The sequence below is a fragment of the Prosthecobacter vanneervenii genome, from assembly GCF_014203095.1.
Taxonomy (GTDB): domain Bacteria; phylum Verrucomicrobiota; class Verrucomicrobiia; order Verrucomicrobiales; family Verrucomicrobiaceae; genus Prosthecobacter; species Prosthecobacter vanneervenii.
The window spans coordinates 279,074-299,892 of sequence record NZ_JACHIG010000005.1 but is presented as its reverse complement, the minus strand read 5'-3'; the positions used below and the strand labels follow the sequence as shown (position 1 = coordinate 299,892).

At 58.7% G+C, this 20,819-nt stretch carries 22 protein-coding genes; 1 reads left to right on the top strand and 21 read right to left on the bottom strand.

What is annotated here, in order from left to right:
* Positions 1-24 precede the first annotated feature (24 nt).
* From HNQ65_RS26985 to HNQ65_RS13545, 12 genes are all read right to left on the bottom strand, one after another.
* Positions 25-240 (bottom strand): DUF2805 domain-containing protein, encoded by a 216-nt coding sequence (locus HNQ65_RS26985; RefSeq protein ID WP_184340093.1) that lies wholly within the window; start codon positions 238-240, stop codon positions 25-27.
* On the bottom strand, positions 213-665 hold the full coding sequence (locus HNQ65_RS13595; RefSeq protein ID WP_184340092.1) for a hypothetical protein: 453 nt from the start codon (positions 663-665) through the stop codon (positions 213-215). Before HNQ65_RS13595 ends, HNQ65_RS26985 begins: the two co-directional genes overlap by 28 nt.
* The gene (locus HNQ65_RS13590; RefSeq protein WP_184340091.1) at positions 659-1,123 is read right to left on the bottom strand and encodes a hypothetical protein; all 465 of its coding nucleotides are present in this window, start codon (positions 1,121-1,123) and stop codon (positions 659-661) included. Before HNQ65_RS13590 ends, HNQ65_RS13595 begins: the two co-directional genes overlap by 7 nt.
* Positions 1,124-1,128: 5 nt before the next feature.
* A complete protein-coding gene (locus HNQ65_RS13585; protein WP_184340090.1) occupies positions 1,129-3,273 on the bottom strand; it encodes a hypothetical protein in 2,145 nt (714 codons plus the stop codon).
* Positions 3,274-3,284: 11 nt separating this feature from the next.
* Positions 3,285-3,689: a hypothetical protein gene (locus tag HNQ65_RS13580; protein ID WP_184340089.1), complete on the bottom strand. Its 405-nt coding sequence runs from the start codon at positions 3,687-3,689 to the stop codon at positions 3,285-3,287.
* Positions 3,690-3,721: 32 nt separating this feature from the next.
* Positions 3,722-5,323: a hypothetical protein gene (locus HNQ65_RS13575; RefSeq protein WP_184340088.1), complete on the bottom strand. Its 1,602-nt coding sequence runs from the start codon at positions 5,321-5,323 to the stop codon at positions 3,722-3,724.
* Positions 5,324-5,339: 16 nt separating this feature from the next.
* Positions 5,340-6,032 (bottom strand): hypothetical protein, encoded by a 693-nt coding sequence (locus HNQ65_RS13570; RefSeq protein ID WP_184340087.1) that lies wholly within the window; start codon positions 6,030-6,032, stop codon positions 5,340-5,342.
* Complete coding sequence (locus HNQ65_RS13565; RefSeq protein WP_184340086.1) at positions 6,029-8,293, bottom strand: coiled-coil domain-containing protein; 2,265 nt, start codon at positions 8,291-8,293, stop codon at positions 6,029-6,031. The genes HNQ65_RS13570 and HNQ65_RS13565 overlap by 4 nt, the downstream gene beginning before the upstream one ends.
* Before the next feature lie 24 nt (positions 8,294-8,317).
* Positions 8,318-8,704, bottom strand: a complete 387-nt coding sequence (locus HNQ65_RS13560) for a hypothetical protein (protein WP_184340085.1) — start codon at positions 8,702-8,704, stop codon at positions 8,318-8,320.
* Positions 8,705-8,740: 36 nt separating this feature from the next.
* Positions 8,741-9,688, bottom strand: coding sequence for a hypothetical protein (locus HNQ65_RS13555; protein ID WP_184340084.1), 948 nt, complete (start codon positions 9,686-9,688; stop codon positions 8,741-8,743).
* A gap of 12 nt (positions 9,689-9,700) precedes the next feature.
* Positions 9,701-10,459 (bottom strand): chitobiase/beta-hexosaminidase C-terminal domain-containing protein, encoded by a 759-nt coding sequence (locus HNQ65_RS26980; protein ID WP_184340083.1) that lies wholly within the window; start codon positions 10,457-10,459, stop codon positions 9,701-9,703.
* Positions 10,460-10,523: 64 nt separating this feature from the next.
* Positions 10,524-11,117: a hypothetical protein gene (locus HNQ65_RS13545; protein WP_184340082.1), complete on the bottom strand. Its 594-nt coding sequence runs from the start codon at positions 11,115-11,117 to the stop codon at positions 10,524-10,526.
* Positions 11,118-11,134: 17 nt separating this feature from the next.
* Here HNQ65_RS13545 and HNQ65_RS26835 point away from each other — a divergent pair, with 17 nt between their 5' ends.
* Complete coding sequence (locus tag HNQ65_RS26835) at positions 11,135-11,263, top strand: hypothetical protein (RefSeq protein WP_281382095.1); 129 nt, start codon at positions 11,135-11,137, stop codon at positions 11,261-11,263.
* A gap of 2 nt (positions 11,264-11,265) precedes the next feature.
* Here the strand turns inward: HNQ65_RS26835 and HNQ65_RS13540 are convergent, their stop codons facing one another.
* From HNQ65_RS13540 to HNQ65_RS13500, 9 genes are all read right to left on the bottom strand, one after another.
* Complete coding sequence (locus tag HNQ65_RS13540; RefSeq protein ID WP_184340081.1) at positions 11,266-12,969, bottom strand: hypothetical protein; 1,704 nt, start codon at positions 12,967-12,969, stop codon at positions 11,266-11,268.
* 3 nt (positions 12,970-12,972) lie between these two features.
* On the bottom strand, positions 12,973-13,449 hold the full coding sequence (locus tag HNQ65_RS13535; protein WP_184340080.1) for a phage protein Gp36 family protein: 477 nt from the start codon (positions 13,447-13,449) through the stop codon (positions 12,973-12,975).
* A 77-nt stretch (positions 13,450-13,526) separates the two neighbouring features.
* Positions 13,527-14,558 carry a hypothetical protein gene (locus HNQ65_RS13530; protein WP_184340079.1) on the bottom strand — a complete coding sequence of 344 codons (1,032 nt, stop codon included), beginning with the start codon at positions 14,556-14,558 and terminating at the stop codon, positions 13,527-13,529.
* 52 nt (positions 14,559-14,610) lie between these two features.
* On the bottom strand, positions 14,611-15,198 hold the full coding sequence (locus HNQ65_RS13525; protein WP_184340078.1) for a hypothetical protein: 588 nt from the start codon (positions 15,196-15,198) through the stop codon (positions 14,611-14,613).
* 70 nt (positions 15,199-15,268) lie between these two features.
* Positions 15,269-15,568: a hypothetical protein gene (locus HNQ65_RS13520; RefSeq protein ID WP_184340077.1), complete on the bottom strand. Its 300-nt coding sequence runs from the start codon at positions 15,566-15,568 to the stop codon at positions 15,269-15,271.
* Between the two features lie 61 nt (positions 15,569-15,629).
* A complete protein-coding gene (locus tag HNQ65_RS13515) occupies positions 15,630-16,886 on the bottom strand; it encodes a phage protease (protein WP_184340076.1) in 1,257 nt (418 codons plus the stop codon).
* Positions 16,887-16,891: 5 nt separating this feature from the next.
* Positions 16,892-18,418 (bottom strand): phage portal protein family protein, encoded by a 1,527-nt coding sequence (locus HNQ65_RS13510; protein ID WP_184340075.1) that lies wholly within the window; start codon positions 18,416-18,418, stop codon positions 16,892-16,894.
* 264 nt (positions 18,419-18,682) lie between these two features.
* The gene (locus HNQ65_RS13505; RefSeq protein ID WP_184340074.1) at positions 18,683-20,296 is read right to left on the bottom strand and encodes a terminase large subunit domain-containing protein; all 1,614 of its coding nucleotides are present in this window, start codon (positions 20,294-20,296) and stop codon (positions 18,683-18,685) included.
* On the bottom strand, positions 20,293-20,808 hold the full coding sequence (locus HNQ65_RS13500) for a hypothetical protein (RefSeq protein WP_184340073.1): 516 nt from the start codon (positions 20,806-20,808) through the stop codon (positions 20,293-20,295). Before HNQ65_RS13500 ends, HNQ65_RS13505 begins: the two co-directional genes overlap by 4 nt.
* Positions 20,809-20,819 lie beyond the last annotated feature (11 nt).

Here is a 20,819-nt window from a genome sequence, read left to right as displayed (position 1 = left end):
ATCCGTCGCCAAGCTGCGCTGATGTCAGCCTTTGAGTTTTAATTCAAGCAGTTTTCGGTGTTTGGTGACTCGACCGCTGACGCGCTTGCGCCAACAGCGGAAGCTGGAGGATTTCAGCTCTCGCGGTAAGCGACACGCGGTTTGAGCAAAAATGACAGAGGTTTGCGCATTGGGCCACTTTTTACCCGACCCTTGCAAGGCCGGTGCAGGCCTTATGCAGGCCACCAGCCAGCGGGGCATTTCTCGGTCTTGAGCCACCATTTTAGGCTGGTACACCCGCATTTTGGATGCCCGCACCGGCCCAGGCCAGCCCTCGCCTCACTATCCCAGGCAGGGCAGGCCTCGCAGACCATAGCCCGCTTCTGCCGGGTCGTCTCATCCACCAAAGGCAGCCCAGCGGCCAGCCAGCGGCCAAAGGCAGCCATGCCACGCGCCGCGATCTCAGCGGCCGTAGGCAGCTCCAGCCGCGCCAGGAAGGCCGCAAAATCCCCGTCTATCGCTGCGCTTTCGGGCGAGAGCTGCGTCACGCCAGGCTGTAGGCCCCAGGTCGCGCTGCTACCGTCCCACATCGCCCAGACCTCAGGGCTGTGGTAGTGGCCCGGCGCGGGCTTCCAGGAGCCTTGGAAAAGCTGCGAGAGCTGACCAAACGTGACGCTGGTCACCATGCGACAGCCTCCACGGTAAAGGTTGCGGTGATCTGGCCATAGTCGCTGCCTGGATGGGGCAACCGGCCAAAGGTCAGCAGGAGCTGAGTTCCGCAGTGCACGTCCGCCGTACCGTTTGTCGCCCCAGTGAGAGGCCCGGTTGAGCAATAATCGGTCGAACTGCCACCCCCTGGTGATGCCCGACTCACGATCGTAGGTCCGCTCACGACGGCGGCGGTACACGTAGTGGCCAGCACGTTGTATTTATAGCCCGTGCCGCTCACAGTGACTTTGACCTTGCCACATGCTTTGACGGTCAGACGGCATACACCTTGATCTTGAGTGCCCGATCCGCCGCAGGCCCCTTTGCCCACGAGGGTCACGGTAAAAATCCCTGTGCTGCCATTCCACGTGCCTGCCCCGGTGATGTTCGAGACAAAATTGCTGACTTTGAGGCAATCTCCAAATACGTCGGCCATAGGTGTTATGCGGGCGCGGTGCCGAGCAGCTTTGCGGTCATTTGAGTGCCGCCAACACAGATCGTGTAAGAACGAAACATGACAGTCCCTGAGGCGGGCAGATCATTGAGATTGATCGTGACGCTTTTCCCTTCTCCCTCCAAAGAAAGAAATTTCAGGTTTGGGGCGAGTTTAACGGTCACCGTTCCATCAGTGCTCTCAAAGGCTCCATTCTTGGTATTCGTCGTGATCGAGCCTGAATCATCGACATCCTGGCTCTCCTTCACAATGGCATTCCGTCGCACACCGCTGCGGATCGCCGCGATTGGGTGCTTCATCGGGATGCTGCTGTCTCCCCCAGGTATGTTTCCGGTGGCTCGTGTGTCCAGATTCTGGCTTGGCTTCAGCCGCTGAAAGGCCCGCGACATCTCCAGATAATCCTGTGCCGCCATGTGGTTGGGCGGCCCAAAATTAAAAGTCGTGGTGCCGTAGTGCAGCTGATGCGACACGCCCTGGATCTGGGCATTCATCGCAGCCCACTCAGCCCGCTGTCCGGTGATGTTCACCACACGTCCTGGGATCATCGTGAGGTCGCATTCCTCATCGGTCACAGTGATCGCTCCTTGGTAATGGAGCACACCCAGAGCAGCCAGCAGCTTCACCGCGATGCCAGTAGGCATGGCCTCAGGATCAAACGTGCCGCCTGCATAGCCGCCCATCACGAGAGTATTCTCATACGTGTTCGTGACCAGATCAGTCGCCGTGCAGTCCACTTGCACCACCTCTTTGCTGAGCTTGTAGCCCTTCTCGGTATGGTCAGGGTCATTGTAGGTGCGGATGGTCAGATATCCGGTAGCCCGCACATAGCGCAGATGAGCCGACTGATTCATCCAGCTGGGAATGCTCCCCTCCAGGATTTGATTACTGCAGCCGTTGATGTCTGTCAGATCTTCTGCATCAGCATTCTCAGGTGCGTCCGGGTCCAGCTCCAGGGTTGATCCCTCTCCGACCACGACATCAGCAGGATTTGCGTTGATGTTTGCATTCCGCACCCACCATGCGGGATCTTCAATGTCGATCGCTTCCACCGCGATGTACTGCTGCTCTGTGACCGGCTGTTGATAGGTAGGCAGCTCAGTGGGCGGATTCAGCTGTAGCTCAAAGGTGAGCACCCCGGGTCCGGAGGCATCGCCAGCCTGGTCGATCATTCGGGACGGCGTGCCATCGAGCAGATAGCCGCTATAGGTGATCTTCACTCCGGTAAAGAGCAGATCGGGTCGCGCCTGGATTTCCTGACTGATCAGCACACCTGTTCCGAGCGAAACCGTCTGTGCCGTGGCAGCGCTTCGCTGTGTGAAATTCAGCGTGGGAGGATCTGTCGTATAATCAAACCACGGCACCGCATCCGGCACATAGCGCAGCACCTCATGCAGCGCCGTCGCAAAGGTTCCCACCACGTCCACCGGCTGTGGCGTGATCAGAAAGCCCGCGCCATAGCATTCCCCCATCTGCATCTTGTCGCCGAGGTGGAACCGGTTGCAGCTTGCCAGGATCCACGCCAGCGCCGTCCTAGGCGTCATTGGCAGCACTGGCAGGCCCGGCGTGATGCTGGCAAACAATGCCACTGTGGTCGAAGCACGCGGCACGAAAAATTTCAGCGCACTCGTGCCTGAGATGGTGGCCGCATTGTTCAGCGTCACCGTCGTTCCGACGATCGCCGTCACATACGTCAAAGCTGGAATACCCGTGCCGGTGACGCTCATCCCAGCAGACAGGCCGGTCGCAGACACCACCACCACGTCATACGATCCATTGGTGAGAGTGGAAGAGCGGGAAAAAACCGCCACCCGTGAATCAAAGACATTCTGTGTGATGGAGCCCGTATTCAGAAAAAACCACGCATCCTGAAACTGCACCGTGATTCCCTCAGAGATCCCTTCCCCCGTCCGGCGCGGTGCCATCGCATGCCCACGGAATACGACAGCATCATCACGCCGAAGAATGACCTTGTCCTTGTAGCTGAACGGCACATCGGCATCCAGCATGCCCGGGAAATGCAGCGTCAACACCCCGGGCTCAAAACTCGTGAAGGCAAGCGTGGACGAATCATCAGCCCCCCATTCAGCGAGAGTCTGAATTGTTCCTTCATGCTCCAGAGTCCAGGTGGCCACGGCTCAGATCCTCAAGGGGTGATTGTGACGGTGCCGTCCTGATGCACCGTGATGGGCAGAGCTGGACTGCAATACTCATCAGGCAGGAAATCAGACCGCTGCTTTCCCAGCATGGCGGCACATTGTTCGATGTGCGCCACATTCAACGCCGCAAAGGCAAACACCTTGGCCGCGTCCGTGCCCATTTTCTCCAGAATGGCCGCAGGGGTGGCACCCGGGCGCGGATTGCGCCACAGATCATTCCATTTGCCGATGTGGTCAGCAGCTCGGGCCTTGATCTGGTTCACGATGCCCTCGCCCATGGCCTTGGCAGTCAGCTCAGCAGCAGATGGCGGGGTGGAGGTAGAGTCAAAAATCTGAGCCTGCATAGACGATGCAGACAGCATGCAGAAGATGACGATCAGTAGTGTTTTCATAGGAGGGTTGAGTTTGGTTTGAGGTTGGAAAATCAGTGAACAAGCCAGTTGGTCCCATCCGAGATGACTTCGACGAAATAAGACCCGCCACCACTCACGGTGGTGTATGGGGTCCGGCTCGTGGCATCTGTTACACAAGCCTTGCTGCCTGCTCCGCAGGTGCTGGCGCTGGGCAATCCTGCTACCGTATAGCTCTTGATCTTGAGAGGCTGCATTAAATCGGTGGTATTGGCTCCGATCTTGATCTTGTCCGCACCGCCGCGCATCAGGTACATATCACGCGCGGTGCCGCCGCCGCTTCCCACCTGAGTTCCCACATGGCACTCATTCGCCGTAGTCTGCCAATCGGCAACGAAGGCCTCCCAGCTGGTGCCGTTCGACCATGTATTATAGACAGCGAGATTGGCAGAATGCGAATTGCTGAAAACATCGAGCACATAAGATGCCGTGCGCACAGCGTTACTCACCGCACCTGTCTGGCCGGAATACATAAGGCCAAAAGTGACTACGCCGCCATTTTCAAAGGCGAACTGGTTTCCGCCATTGGCTTGATTGCGGCCAATGACTGTATTCGCGTCCCACAAGACACTGTTGTAGGCGTCAGTGCGGAGATAATTCCCGCTGTATCCGAGATGAAGGCCGTAACCGGTGCTGATCGTAATGTCATTCCCAAAGGTATTCACTCCGCTGAAGGTATTGCTGCCGTTAAGCAGCGGGACCGTAGCACCGCTTGTGCCGATGATCCCGTAAGTCAGAAACCCGCTTGCTCCATTCACCGCATTGGCAAGAGCGCCTTTTACGCCACTACCAGGCGTGAGCTTCTGCACCCAGACGCCGTCTGTGATCAGAATGTCATCCGCGCCAGCTCCGCTCGTGGTCGTAGTGCCAATGGTGATCCCATTACTCGGCGTCACCCACACCGGATCAAAGCCAGCTCCCTGCGTCTTCAAATACTGCCCATTGGTACCTGGAGCCAGAGCTACCCATCCGGATGCGCCTCGATAAAGAACCGTGCCACGGGTGCTGCTGATGCTGTCGAAAATGGCACTGGCGGTGACAGATCCACCCAAGGCCACAGTATTACCACCCACAGTCACGTATGGATTCAGCAGCTTGGAGTTAGCGATGTTTCCTTGAAGCATCGTATTCGTCACGGTCCCCGAGTCAGCTGACGTAATCACCGTGGCATTCACGCTGACATTCGGCAGGCTGATGACGCGGTCGGCGCTGATGCTGTTCGGCGGCTGTAGGCGCATTGTATGCCCGTTGTTGAGCCACTGGATATAGCCGGGCTGCAGCTGCGCAGCGGTGCCAGCAATACCCGCGTATGAAATGAATCCAGCCCCTGTAAGCGATCCGTCAGAGGCGAAGATTGTCAGCTTGCCAGCATCCGCTGTCCCTGCGCCGCCCGTTGAGGTGCCACCCAGAGCGCCAAGGAAGACATCAGCACCTGTGATGCTCATGCCGCCCTCAAAGATCAAAGCCCCAGAGCTGTTGATGCGGATGGAATGATTGCCCGTGGCAATATCTTCAATGAGCATGCCGGTATCGGCATCCTTGAAAACGGTGCGTGTGCCTGCATGAGCCAGGCAGGCAGAGATAGCCAGAGCGGTGATGATGAGGAGTCGGATCATGTTCATAGGGAATGGGTCAAACAGCCTTCCAGACTTTGGCATTCGTGCCTGCGTCGTAGTCGAGCGGCCTCACCACAAGCGTGCCTGCGGTGGGATCGGTCTGGGTCGCATCGTTGCCAGCGAAAAGCCGGAAGTGGATCGCCTGGGCAAAGCCGCTGATCTCAGGCACGATCAACATCGTGAAGCCCACGGCAACGTCAGTAGTCGTGTAGCCGTCCAGATTGTTGGGTGCGCCGCCTTCAAGGCCGGTGATAGCGGGCACGTTGGCGATCGATCGATAGTCCATTTGCGCGAGTGTACTGAGGGTTCGGCTGGTCGGATTGACGGCCAGCATGGAGAAGACGAAGCGGTTGCTGACCCCGAAGTTTTCACAGGTCACATTGCGCACCCAGGCCTGTGAGTAGGTGCGCAGCTCGGCATCCCGCTGGCCTGTCAGCACGCCGCCAGTCGGGCATTGCACAGGAATATCCAGCGCCTGCATGGCTGCCTCTTCCAGGGATGCGCAGGGAGGGAAAAACACCGGGATGTCAAAAGACAGCGCACGCGTTGACCGGTCAGGAAAGGCTTTGGGCCACGGTTCGCGCATTGGTTGTGATACCTGCGTGGTCTGCGCCAGCTGGCCTGTCAAGGCACCCGCTGCCTTGTACACGCGGCTGTAGCCATCCGTGATCGGGAAAATCGTATCACCGTCTGTCAGCGTCCAGATCATGCGTTGCCGAGCCTCCCGTTGAGCAGCTGCTGCTTGAGCAGCTGCACTTCCTTGATCACGTCGGCTACCTTTTTATCGCTGCCTTGGAACTTCTCCCGAATGGCGGGGATCAGCTCCATCATGGCCTTGAGCACTCCATCCAGCTCCGCAGGGGTGGCACCGTCCTTGAGCTGCTCGGCCGCCTTCTTCAGATCCTTGCCGGTCTCTCCCAGGTTGTTTGCCAGGTTGCCGGTGCGTTCGCCGATATCTTTGGCCTGCTGCTGCTGCTGATAGCCGGTCTGCCTGCGCTCGCCCTCCATCAGCCGGTCGCGGTTCAGCCGGTCCAGCTCACGGCGCTGCTCGGGGGTGGCATCGGGGCCAAGCTTCAGCCTGGCCGCTTCATTGCGGTTCTTAGCGGCACCGGTGTAGTCGTGATTCTTTTCCGCTTCAGCCGCATCGTTCTCTAGTTTCCGCAGCTGCTCCTCACGGGCTTTCTTTGCAGCCTTCTCCGCCGCCTCACGCTCAGCCTCGGCAGCAGCACCGCCAGCCTTGGCGAACGATTCGGCCTGCTTCAGCGCAGCCGCTTCGACTTTGAGCAATGCCAGCTGGATATCCTTCTCGATTTCCGTGATGCGTTGGCTTGCCTCGGTCTGCTCTGTTTTCGTTTTAACGAGCAGCTCCTCTTGTGCTTTGAGCCGCGCTTCATTTTCTTTCTGCCGGTCCAAGGCCGAACTGAGAGCATTTGCCGGTCCAGTATCACCCGCATCAGCAGCTGTCTTTGCTTCACTCTGCCATTTGTCAAATTTCAGGCCCTGGCCACTTTCCATGGCCTCCCTGTCTGATTTTAGCGATGGCAGTTTGCTATCGCGTTCTTTGACGGCAGCGTCGATTTTAGCAGGGATTCTCTCCAGCTCACCAAGCAGGGCACGCAGATCCTCTTCATCACCGAACTTGTTGCTTTCGATCAGTTCATTAATTTTCCTCTGTCTGGCTTGAAGCTCGAATATTTGACGCTGTGCCGCTTCCGCAGCGGCCACGTTACGGCCCTGATCAGACTGACTTCCATACTCACGCCCAAAATCTTGCAGATCCCGCTTGGCTGTGCCGACTGCGCCTTCAGTGCCGCCCACCTGGTCGCTCACATTGCCAAACTGCTGCTTGAGCAAGTCTAGTTGAGCCCTTTTCGACTCCAGATCAAAGTTTGCTTTGTCCAGTTCATTGCCGCTGTTCAGTGCGGCTTTCCTCGCATCATACTGGCTGTTGATGGCTTTCTTTTGATCAGCGTCCTTGGCGTTAGCCAGCGCGGCCTGGCGCTCCAGTTCCAGCTGGCTGTTAGCAATCTGGTTTTGGATGTCGCGCAGTTCTTTCTGCCGATCAACGATGGCGCTGATCTCGCTCTTGATGTTGCGCCAGCTCGTCGCTGCTTTTTCGACTTCAGCAACGTACTGCGACAGATCCTTTTGGAAGGCCTTGTCAGCGGCTTCTGAAGAACGTTTCAGCGCATCCTCCAGATCCTTCACGGAGCTTGTCACCTTCTCCGTCTCAGCCTTCGCCTCCTTGGCCTGGCCAAACTTTTCCCAGAGCAGATTCAGTGCGACCGCCGCAATGCTGATGGAGCCCGCCAAGCCGCTGCCCATACCAAAGGCCAGGGCCAGCTGCGGAATGTTGTTCATGATGCCCCGCAGGCCATACTGCGCGTCATCCACAAACTGTGCGGCCACGAGGGCTGTATCCCCGATGCTGCGCTTGGCGCCATCAAAGGCCTTGCCCATGGCCTGCGTGCTCTCAACGGCCTCACGCGCCAGGCGCTCCTGACGCAGCCGCGCCATGATCTGCTGTTCCAGCAGCTGCGTCTGCTCTTTCAGGCGGATGCCTTCCAGCTCCATCGCCAGCTGATCTTCTTCACGGCGGATTCGCTTCGTTCGCGCCGCTTCTTCCTCGGCCTCTTTAATCTGAAGCGCATACTCAAAATCCACCTTGCGCTGCTGGATGCGCTTTTCCTCGGCGGCGGCATCCTGCATCAGCCTCTCTTGCAGCTGCGCAATTTTCTGCGCCACCTCATCCCCGCTGGCTCCGGATTCTTTGAGAGACACATTCAGCCGCTCAAATTCATCCACCACATGCCCGATGAATTTCTTGTCCGCTCCGCCTGCTTGCAGCGTGTCTGCAATGCCTTTTTTGAGATCAGCAAAAAGCTCGTCATAGTCATTGCGCGCCTGCTGCACACCCGAGGGGTCGGCAGTAGTGACGATGCTGATTTTGACCTGGCTTTCGTCGGACATGATCGGGGATTGTCCTGGACCTGATTAGTTGGCGGGGGCGGGCGCGGGATCGGCTTTGCCTCCACGCTTGGGTTTTGTGGCAGCCTCGTCTGGCGCGGCATCAGCAGCGGGCGCAGAAGCCGCCTGTGCAGGATTGAGCGCCTGCTCATAACGCTGCACATCTTCAGGCTTCAGCGTGCTGCCCAGAGAGATCAGCAGGCGGTTGGCCGCACTGGCCAGAGCCGCAGGCTCATGGCTGGCATGCCGCGCCAGACTCGTCGCCAGCAGCATGGAGCATAGCTTGGGCAGATCAGCAGACTGCTTGCGCGCCTGCGCTTCGATCTTCTGCCAGCGGGCGTCATCAAACAGAGCTTTGATCTTGGGCAGCGCCGATGCGTCGATCTCATTGAGAGGAGTGGTAGTGTCAGCCATGGTGGGGATGAGTTGAGGTTGCGTGCTTCAAAAGAATCATGCCGGGGCCGAGGTGCCGACGTAGAGCTGGGCCACTTCCTCGCCTCCGCTGAAAGAGCGGATGCTCTGGAGCTTGAGCTTGCCCACGCTGCGCTGCTGAGCGGCAAAGCTGAAATTCTGCCCGGGCACCAGGGCGGCATTGCGCACCGCGATGTAGATGCCCGATGCCTGGGCAATGAAGTCATAGGCGGTCGTACTCTTGCGGCCTCCCAGCGCTGTGCCGTATCCAGCACGGGCCATCACCGCCGCACGTGTGATGTTCATCGGCTCAATATCCACACCCACGCCGTAGTCTGTGAGCACCACGTTTGTCACGCCGATGCCATTCACCTTGTCCTCGTCATACTTCGGTGCTGGCTTGATGGAGAATCCGCTCTCGCCCAGATCCAGGCTGTCCCAGGGCGCACCGCCCCAGGTCACCTGCCAGGCCGGATTGATGATCTCGGCAGTATCAAAGAGGTCATCGCCAGGATAGGCCACGCTCGTTTCGCTGAAGAACGAAGCCAGGCTGTTGGCATTGCCATTGAGCGGGACGACCCCCCAAAACTCCACTTCGCCGATCGGCGTCTTGCGGATGTCACCTCGGATCTCCGGCTCAGCATACACAAACGCATTCGGGATGCGGCAGCGTTTGCCGGTGGTGGTATGGATATCCAGCGTCTCATCCGTGCTGGGCAGCAAAGACGCCCCGCGCTTTTTGGCAGCGAAGGGGAAGAGCTTGGCGATGGCCCCAGCGCTGAACTGCTGAGGAGTTCCTTTGATCTTGATCATGCGACCTACCGGCACACGGTCCAGCTCTCCAAACATCGCCGAAGGGATCGGCACCACCTCTTCGGACATCTCCACTGTCCAGGGAGTTTCAGAATACAAGACGGCAGGAGTGCCAGCGGCATCGAGAACGATGTGACCTGGCTCGCGAAGAATGAGGGTGCGGTTCTGAGACATAACGTGGGTTGCTTATTCGATGGTGATTTCTGCGATGAGATCATTGCTGGCCTGCATGCCATCCTTCTGCGCGCAGACGCGCATTTGATGAATGCCAGACTCAAGGGAGATGGGTGCGGTGTAGAGGCTTGCAGCGGCATTGCCTGAGCCCGGGAAGGTGCCATCCAGCGTGTAGTAAATACTGGCACCGGCAGTGGTGCAGGTGAGAGCAATGGCCGCGCCCTCCTGTGTGACTGTCGGCGTACTGACCTTCACCAGGGCATCAGGAGTCACATGCTGGATCAATGTCAGCTCATGGCAATTCTCGCCATCTGGCAGCGGGATCTCGGTGATCATGCGCTTGAGATCCGGATACAAGGCGGAGCGGCCGCGAAAACTGCGACGGTTCAGCACCTGCAGCAGATGGGTGCACAACAGCGATGCTGTGATGCCCGTTCCTGTGCTGCCCTCATTGACGAGGCGGTTTTCGATCACCCGCACTTTCGCGATCAGCTTCATTGCAGGCGCTGCGCTGTTCACGCTTTCGCCTTCCACATCTGGCAGCATGATCACCACGGCGATCCCGCATTTGCCATTCTTCAGCTCCAGGCCGGAAAGCGCCTTTTTGATCTCTTCTTCGATCATGGAGGTTTGCCCCACAATGGGGTTTCCCTCTTCATCCTTGGCCAGCGGTGTGCGGCTCTGATAGACGGGCACATACAGCATGCCCGGATCGGCGCTTACCGCGCCAAACAGATCATCGTGCAGCTCTTGAATGAAGTCGTCTATCACAGCCGCACTTCACCACAGCCTCAGCATGCAGGCACCCCGCCTTACCCGCCTTTGCCGCACATCATCAGGCCGCTGCTGCCGTGATCTTGCGCAGATAGCCACGTGCCCCAAACTCTGCTGCCTGGGCATACTGAGCCACGGTGGGCAGAAGGCCGGTGTCCTGTGACAGCACCACAATGCTTTTGAGCAGGTAGTAGAGCTGAATCTTCTTTCCTTCTCGGCGGGCCAGAAAGGCCATGCCATTCCCGCGCCTGCTCACATACACAAACAGATTGTCAAACTCACGAGCCCGCTTGCCATAGGCCTCAGCCCGCCAGGGGATCGTCAGCATCTTGGCGGCCACAGGCTTGATCACCACAGGCCCAAAGACGCGGCGAAAGATGGCACCCGTCACAGCCAGCTCCACACCGCTGGCAGAGGCCGTGTAGCTCACCAGCTCGGCCCGCTTGGTCAGGTAGCCTGTGGGGCTGGCTCCGAGCTGCTCAGCCGTCGTATGGCGCTGCTCTGCTGCGCTGCGGATGTGCATCCGGGTGCCTTCGGCTGCCGCTGCGCCGATATAGTCATTGAGCGGCTTCAGATCGCTGAGTTCCTTCAGCAGCTCCTGGAGCACCGGCGTGCTGTCATCCGCCTTGATTTCGATGTTGAGAAGTCCGCTCATGGCTGTAACGTAACGGCATGACACTCGATGAGCTCCAGACACTCAACCCAGAAGCAGATGCAGAGCTGCTTTCCATGGTCGTGGAGTGCTCGCAAGCCGGGGAGGAAGAGCTGCCGCTTCCTGCCGAGGCCTATGAACGGTTCTAAGATCATGCCTCTTCAAGAATGGCTGCAAACGTGTAGCCTGAAGAAGTGCGGATCATGCCCGAGTTTTTCACCTTCAGCTTTGGGCTGGCAAGAAACATCACTTCCTCCTGATGAGAGAATCGCGGCGCTGCCTCATCAGCCAGGGGCCGCATATCCCGCCCGCTTTTGCTGCCACTGATTTGCAGCACTGCCTGAAAAGGCTGGCTTGAGGCAAATTTTACGGCCACTGATTTTTTATGTGAGAAAGCATTAAGCGGCTTGTCCGGCCACTTCCCTGATTTAATGATGGAGGCAAACGAGGTCAGCTCATCCAGGGTGGCAAACCCAAGCCCGCGCCAAAGCGGGCCTGCCACAGGCGTGGGCTGCACACGCTGCAAAAATTTCACTAGCTGCTGAGTTTCCTTTGAGGAGATTTCTTTGTTGAGCCGCTTGTAGCTGCCGTCAAACCAATGACGCAACACCTTGCTCATGTGATGATGCGGTGCCTGGTCAAGTGCATCTGCCGCCTCCTGAGAGGTCAGCATCTCAGCTCCAGACAGCACATCCACAGCTTTGCGGCACACTTTGTCATGGGCGATATATCCCCTCCCGCACCGTTTACCTTTATGATCCTGATGCATGCGCTTGGGCACATGCTCCGCATTGAGGCGTGGATCTTCCAGCAGCATGCTCAGGCTGTCCAAGGCATCACAAAGGCTGTCAGTATTCTTCCGCACTCCATGCGCGTATTTGCCCAGCCAAGCCAGAGGATCTGCGGCAGGGCTGTCCGGCTGCTTCACCTTCCGTGGAGGTGGTGGCGCATTGCCAAACGCAGAGTCCAGCGTGAGCTTTCCATCCTTCGCCTCCGCATTGGCGAGCACTTTCTTCAAGCGCTCCAAGGTGGCAGCGGAAAGCCCGTGGGTGCTGACAGTTTCAGGTGGCAGACTTTTCACTTCAGCAGGCACCTTTACCGGCTTGCCATCCACCTTCAACCCCCACTTGAGTGCTGCTTCACGATCTCTCACCTGCCAGCCCATGCCGCTGTTGAATCGGAAGGGCGGATGACTCACATCCAGCGCATCATTAAAGAGCGCGCTGCTGCCTATCGCTGCCCAGATGGGCGAATTCTTCAGCGCGATCATCCGACCTTCGGCGAAGGCGCTTTTACTCACGCCTTCCCATTCGATGTTCTCAGCTGCTTCCTTCCAGTCCTTAAGCCACTCACGTGGCACGCGGCGGGATTCCAGGCGCACCAGCTCATAGGCGGGGAAGAGATCCAGCGCAGCCTCGCTGAGCCCCTGTTGTTCCTGCCCCTTGCCAGCCATCAGCTGCACCTGCGTATTCAGGATGAGGTTGATTCTTTTGTCGCTGCTCAGGTCTTGCAGGCTGCCTGCACGCGCTGGTGGAATGCCAAGCGATTCATCACCGGGAAATCCTTTCACGGGATCGTATTGCAGCCGCGTCAGGATGTCTTTCAGCTCCAGCCTGAGCTTGCCCATGTCGCCGTCGTAGCCATTGGCAATGAAGCGCTCAATACGCTGCTTCAGCGCATCCAGATAAACAGCATTGGTGGTGCGTGCCGAAAAGACAGCTCGTTCACGGATACCCTTTTCCAGGTCGCGTATCTCCGCCGTCCCCATCCAGGTGGGGAAAAGGCCGCGCTTCTTGGCCAGCGCAAAGGCTGCACTAAAGGTGCTGTCGTAGGGGTTTGGAATCAGCAGAGCCATGCATCAAAACAGCCCCCCAAGCTTTTTCCGCGTGGCCCAGCGTTTAGCCTTGTTCACCACCTGCATGCTGCCACCACCGGCCTGCTGGTCAGGATCGGCGGGCGTGATGGGCTGCACCAGCTTGAAGGTGCCGTTGGACACATCACGCAGTTTGCGCATGGCCTCGTCATATTCTTTGACGCGCAGATCATCCAGCAGCGCCTTCATTTTAGGCAGGCGTGTGAAAACGCGATGGCGGATGATCACCAGCACCGAAGCCCTGAGTTCATCCGGCACCGTGCCTTCGATGCCGAGGATGTTCTCGCTGTTGGCGGCGATGTAGCCGCGTGCTTCTGCCACCGCATTGGCAATCACCTGCGCCACGACTTGAGCACCCGTGACACCATCAGGAAGAGATACCGCTGTGATGCTGGCGTATTCAGAGGCGCTGATGATGCCCTCGTCTTTGAGAGCGTCCGCTGTGATGGAGGTCCAGGCCATAGTGTGGTGTGTATTTGAAGGGAGGCTCAATGCTGCGCTCTTTGCCGTGGCAAAGAGCGCAGAGGTTGAGACACCGCTTAGCCGATGGTGAAGCTGCGAATCGCCAGATTGCTGGTGAGCACCATCTTCTCATAGTGCTCCACAGCGATGATCCACTGCTTCACACCGTGAGGGATGGAATGAACCGCGTAACGAGTGCCCTGATCAGTCGGGCTCCAGAAGTCTTTCACGTTGGAAGGATCTTCGGTGTCCGCATTTTGCAGCGCGGTGAACATCATCACCAGCGTGCCGAGAACCTGAGCCTTGGCGGTGGTAGTGGAGGAATACCGCGCATTGCTGTGCAGCACCTGATCTACACCCAGGAGTCCGGCCAGAGCCTCAGGAGTCATGCCCGCAGAGGCAAAGCCGCCGGCAGAGTTCTGGGCGCGGTGGGACAGGGCGCGCTTACTCCACGCTGTGTCACCATAGCCCACACGATTGGGCTTCATGCCGAGGATGTCGGCGGCAGTCACCAGCTCCAGGATCACGTCCTGGTCGGGATCTTTGCCATCCGTGGTGTCCCACGTCTTGCCAGTGTTGACGTCAGCGGCAGTCAGGAGGGCGATGGCGCGGCGGAGCTTGTTGATCATCAGGCGGCGCTTCAGCTTAGCCACGCGTTTCTGCTCCCAGTTCGGCTCTTCTTTGACCTCATCAAGATCCACCAGGATCATAAGACCACGGTTATCCGTCTTGCCCAGCTCCTTTTTGGAGTTGTACTTCACGCTCTTGAAGTCGGCACCCATGGCGCGCAGATCCTCTTCCGTGCCAGAGAGAAAAGCCTCCCAGTTGATGTTTTCGAGATACTCGAATCGGCGGCCCACTTCGACAGAAGGAGCGAAGAAATCCAGCTCCTGTTGCAGAATGTTGCCGCCATCCTGCCAACCGGTAGCATAGGTGGTCAGCGGCTCGGAGAAGCTGCTCTGCGTGATGAGAGAGGCATTGAGACGAGTCTCTACCTCTTTCTGCCCTGCAAACTCGGGGGCGTAGTTGACCGCCATCGCGGCGGCGACGGCGGCAGTCATGGCCTCAAAGGCCTTCTGGGCGTTGAGGCGGGTGGTGCGTTTGATCATAATAGGATGATGAGGGGTGCGTTGTTGGATTGACTTGGATTTTCAGGGCAGGTTAGGCACCAAGCACGATCACCACGGCTCCGTTGACCATGGCGGCCTGGGTGGTGGCCAGGGTGGCGGCATTGGCCACCACTTTCGTGAGACGCGGTTGGCAGGGCTCAACCTCGATCTCAAGGCCTGCGGTAGATGCGGTGCGGGACTTGCCCACCTTCCAGTAGGTGCCGGTTGCGGCTGGCGTCGTAGTCACCGTGCCGTCACCATAGCTGTACACATCCACATCTGCGGCGATGGTGCCTTGAGCCACCATCAGCACAGTGCGCTTGGCCACGCCCAGAAGGATCACGTCGATGGGATCTTCGGCGGCGTCCGCTTCATCTGGGCATACACCGAGGGGTTCATCGGAAGCAGCCGCCACCACGGCGGCATGATTGGCATCGCTGCCGCGCTTGACGAGATAGTTCTTGGTGCCGATCGGGGCGTCAGCTCGCAGGCTCAGATGAGCATGCGTGCCATCCCCTAGGGCATTGTGGCGCACGCGGCGGCGCGCCGTGGGACTGAAGGCCAGCTTAATCATGGGGATCATGATGGCGGTGACAAAGGCTGCGAGAATGAGGCAGCCCAGAACGAGTTCGATTTTCATTTTGGTTTTCTGACTTGGTTCGGTTTGTTGTGAGCTGCCTCAAAGCGCATGCCGTGAGGCAAAGGGTTGTTTACGCGGCGGCTTTTTTCAGGCGGGCGTCGTGAGCCTTCTGGGCGGCGTGGGCCTCCTCGGCCTGCTTGCGCGTCAGACCGGCGCTCATGCGGCGGCGCACCTCGTGTTCATCCGGGCCGCTCGGGAAAGGCGGCTTTTCCTTGCCGCTGGCGGCGAGGGCTTTTTGCAGCTCATCCACCTTGACGGTGAGAGCTTCATTGTCTGCGCCCAGCTTCAGATTGTCGCTTTCCAGCGTGGCAATCTTTTTGAGCGCGTCTTCAAGCTCGGATTCGAGCTGCTGTTTGGTTTTCTCGGCCATAAGTGTGAGGGTGGTGTGTGTTGGTTTGTGCGTGTGCTGTTCGGTCAGAATGATTGGCGGGTTAGGATTCAGGCTGCTTCATCGCATCAAAGAGAGGCTTCAGCTCCGGGCAGGCCTGGGCGGCTTTGTAAGCGTCGTCATAGCCGACTTTGTTTTTGACCATGTAGTCATCCGTCCACGTGTTGATGCGGGAGCGGCGCTCACTGGCATCCATGATGGCCTCTTTGCTCCGCCCCAGATTCAGGCCTTGATTGTTCAGCCTGCACGGCTTTTGCAGCATCTCTGCCAGCACTTTGTCAGGCTCGGCATTCAGACGCGTGGAGAGTGCATCATCCCCCTGCGCATCGGCCTCGGCCTTGGTGATGCGCCCGCTTTCCACCAGACGGTCAAGGATGGCATTGCAGCGGGCCTTGCGTGCCTCATCACGCTCGGAGGTGAGGGCGTTCACACGCGTTTCAAGACTGGTCTTTTCACCGTTCAGCGCATTGATGCGCGCCAGAGCGGTCTCGATGCCGGAATCAACATCGGTCACATCGCAGTTGAGCGCCGTTTTCATTTTATCGGCGCGGGCCTTTTCCTGGGCGGCCCATTGTTTCTGCTGTCCAATGTTGGCGATCATTTGCCCCACATGGGTTTGAATGACTTCATCGGGATCATCCGCATTGCACAGACCAGCGCCGCAAAGCGCATCTTTGATTTTCTTGATCATGGGTGGTTCGGTTTGGTTTTCAGTTTCGAGTTCGGCTTCAGGTTCAGCACAGGCATTGATGGCGCTCTTCACGCCTTTGATGTTGGGTCGGCTCGTCATGCCCACACTCCACAGCATCACCGGGCGTTCCCGCCCTTCGGATTGATCCTCGGTATCCCAGGCCACACTCGGGAAGGGATTCTTCTTCAGCAGAGCTTGCGCATCCGAGTTCCAGCGCATCCGGCCATTAAGGCCTTTGTCATCAGCACTCAGCTCCAGCACATCGCCTAGCTCCTGACGCTTGGGCCAGATGTCAGGCGCAAAGTCAGGATGCCCCACATAGACCTTGCAGCTGTTGATGCGTGCCAGGCGTGACAGCCTGCGGTGCCAGGCATTGAAGCGTTTTACCAAGGCCTCGGCGTCATCCTTGCCAAAGACCTGCACCGCCTCAGGCGTGCCATCAGCATTCTTTTCGCTGGTGGGCCATTCTCCATAAGGCGCGAGCTGAATCCACTCCGGCAGCTCGGCATTGATGTGGGTGCGCAGACCGGAGGCAAAGACGCGCTGGATCTCGGCGTTCAGACGCACGTTGGAGATCCGGACAAAGAAGGAATGAAGAGCGTGTTTCATGATCGTTAACGGAGAGCCCAGCCATTGACCAGGGCTGAGGCGAGAAGGGTTTCCCAGGCGCTCACCTGGGCTGAGTCCTGGCCGATGCTTTCGGGCAGATGCTCTATAAAGGAGGCCAGCGCATTCAGCCGCGTGGCATCCGGGGCACGCAGCACGTCTTTCATCTGCGCCACCAGATCAGCCCTGTCTTCAGTGGCTGCCTTGGCCAGCAGGCGGCTGGCACCAGCAAGGAATCGTTCCTCTTCAGCATCAGCATTGGCCCGCTGATTCATGAGGCTGCCAAGATCCTGCGGAGCTGGCTTGGCACCGGGATCTTGCAGCAGATCCGCGCCCGCTTTGGGCTGAGCCAGGCCAAAGCGCTCCTGGATGTCTGCCACCGCCATGGGCACACCCATTCCCACCAATGTCTGCACCACCTGCAGCAGAAGCTTCAAGTCCTCGCTCTGTGGCACGATGATTCGGATGTAGGCTTTGGGATTGGCAGCGGCCTTGGGGCCAAAGTGGAAGCCGAGCACGATGCGCTCGATCTCGTTGAGCTTCTCGCTGATGGTCAGGGCATCATCCTGCTCGATGATGTCAGTCTCTCCATCCTGGAGCGATGCGCCCGCGCTGTCCTTCGCACTCAGGGTGCCGAGATCCGCGCCACGCCACAGCGCGGTGAAGCGTCGATCCACCCGCTCCATGATGGCAGGCATGGGCAGAGATCCAGTGCCGCCCTCAGCACGGATGAGCTGGATGGGATCTTTGACCATGCCGTCATCTCCATACAGCACCGCCGCCCAATCCTGCCCAAAAGCCTCCACGGCCTCGGCCATGGCGCGGCCGGCATCGGTATCCTTGCCATGCTTGGTCCGGCCCAGCATGCCAGGCATGCCGAATTTGTCAGAGAAGGCCAGCAGATCTGCCAGCGCATTGCGCTTGGCCAGGTAGCCAATGGAGGCGGCCACCATCAGGCCGTCGCTCACCGTTACCATCCATTCACCCTCTGCCAGGGCGTTGCCTTCATACTCCAGCCCCGTGGGCAGAAAGCGCAGCAGTCCGGTGCGGTTCTCAAAGAACTGGAGGGGCACATACTCAAAGGTGCAGCCGAGCTGCTCACGCGCCGGGCTCCAGACCAGATGATGAGAAGCATACTTGTAGCTGACCGCCTCCATCATCTGCCGGATCAGCAGGGCGATGCCACCCCGGTGATTCATATCATAGGCGTTCACCGCCTTCACATTGCCCCAGAACTGCGTCAGCACGGCCTTCTGTTCCTTGGCCTCGCTGGAGTCATCCACCTGAAGCACCTGCCAGTCTCGGCGCGCCACGGTCTTTTCCCGCTTGGGCTTCACGATGCTGATCGTGTCATCCCTGAGTGCCATGGGCTGCCAGAAGGCGGCAGCCTGGCGGAAATCCCCGCGCTCAAATCCGTCCAGGGCACAGGCAAGCGTTTCGCCGGATAGACCGCGCAGCTGGGCATTGCGGATCTCACGCACATAGCGGAGAAGCTGCTGGGAGAAGATGGAGGTGCCTGCTTTCAATGCAGCCATTCAGCCACACCAGACCCCTTCAATCACCCCGCCTTAGCCGCCTTTACCGCGCCCCAAACGACCCTGCACTCCCACCCCCGCCCCCCGGGCCAAAAACGCCCACGGGTGAAAAATCGGGGTGGCGGCAGCCCACCCCGGGGCCTTTGCAACGCGTTTGCAACGTTTTTGAGCCGCCAAAGAGGCCCGGATGCTGTGATGACAGCACCCCACCCCCCTCAAAACGCCAAAAAACGGGGTTTCCGCGTTTTCGGCTTCACCCCCGCTTCAGAGCCCCAAAAACTGCTTCATGCGGGCCTTGATCCCGGAAGCCGAAGATCCTGACCCCGGCTGCGTATTGACCCGGCTCCAGCCGAAGGCGGCCGCTGGCGCATCAGCAGCCCGCACAGCCAAAGCCAGCGCCGTGCATCGGTCACTATGCCCTTCTTTGGTTCGTGGGCTCCAATAGTTGTACTCTCCATTGGAGATCACCTGCTGCATTTGATGCAGATCCTCACGGATCTCCCGGCTCACAGGCACACGCAGCTTGGTGGGGGCCTCAAACAGACGGCGCATGCGCGGGAAGATCTCGCGCTTGAATCCAGCCGTGAAGGTGCACAGCTCCACTTTTCCCATCTTGTGTTTGGTGGGCTCCCACTCGCCATGCTTCTCCACCACATAGTCCCCCAGTCCGATGCCGGGTCCGGTATAGTCAAAGCAGACGCGGCTCGCTGCTTTGATGCGGTCACTCAGAATGCGCTCTTGATCTGGAGTGGGCACGTTTTTCAGCACCAGCACCTCCCGCGTCCAGAGGATGTCTCCCACGCGTTGCAGCGTCCAGCAGACAGTCGGGTCATTGGTCCGGCCAAAGTCGATTCCTAGATAGGTAGGATTCAGCGTGCCTGCTTCAATCAATGACCAGCTCTCCGTTGCCTCAAAGGATTCAGCCAGGCTGATCACGTCATACGGCAGCAGCACATTACTGCCATCCAGGAATCGGCACTCATACTCCTGACCGAAGCCCTCGTCGTCATCCATTGCGGAACGCAGTTCCTCGATGTTCACCGGCAGCCCCATCAGCACCGCATGATAGATGGTGATGAGATGCTTGCTCCAGACCATCTTGCCCTTGGGCGGCTCATTGAAGATCTTATCAAGCATGCGCCCCTTGCCATTCGGCGTACTCACCACGCGGATTTTCTTCTCGCCACCACGCAGGGGATTGGTGATGCTGGGGAGGATGGCGCGCCAGGTGGCATTGGGATCATCAAAGAAATCAAACTCTGTGAGGATCACGTTCCGGCTTTCACCACGCACGGTGTCAGGCCTTCCAGGCACCGCCATGGCCGAGCTGCCATTGCTGTAGATGATCTCTGAGGACTTCAGCAGGGTCTCTCCGTGAATGCCTTCACGGGTGATCTTTTCATCCTCCATCACCAGGCCAAAGGCCTCAGCCCAGAGTTTCTGTTGATCCAATGAGGACAGACTTTGACGCTCAGACGGAGCCGCGATCATCCAGCCATGCTTGGGATTGATCGTGCAGTCCTCAGCCGCTTCGCCTTCGGAGTTGAAGTCCTTCCCACTCTGACGGCTGGCGCACATGGCCTTGAAGCGGGCCGTGTCATGCCAGTATTCAAAGCCATACTGAAGCAGCTGGCTCTTGGGGTTGGTTTCAGGAAAGGGGTTGCGCCAGCCGTTGGCATTGGCTCCGAGGTTGTGCTGCACGCAGCGTTCTCGCAGCTCTTCCAGCTGCATCTCATGCAGCGGGTTGCCTTTGCGATCGGCAGCCTTGGCCACAGCGGCGACGAACAGTTCAGCTTCCTCTCGCGCCGTGCGTTTGCATACCTTGACCTGCTCATGGAGCTGCTCAATGGCATCGCGCTGACGTTTGTCCGGCTTCATCGTCCAAAGACCTGTTTCCAGCGGGCCACTTTTTCTTCATCGGTCAGCTCCGCGCTTTCCATGGCTTCCTTGGCGGTTCCGACCTTCGACTCAAGCAGGGCCAGCTTGCGCTCCGCCTGCTCCAGCTTCACCGCATCCTGCTTGAGCTTTGCCATCTGGATTTCCTGCTCGCGCATTCGCAGCACATCCTTGGTACTGGTCTCCGGAGACGCAGCATCCTGGAAGATGCGCATGGCCACGAGCTTGCGTGTGGCTTCGTCCATATCCGCGCCATGGCCTTCGAGAAACTCGCGCTCCTGGCGCATGGCCCGCTCCATGGCCCAGGGTCCGCCTCGGCTGGCCTTGTAGCGGCTCAGCGCCCCCAGGCTGGAGCTGATGCTCCACTTCTCCAGCTGCTCCAGCAGATCCGTATAGTGCATCTTCTGATCAAACATCAGCGCCTCAAATTCATCCTGCACCTCCGCTTTTTGGAGGCGCGATAAAAGCGATTCGTTGGTGTCTTGAGCAGGCATAACGGTGGAGA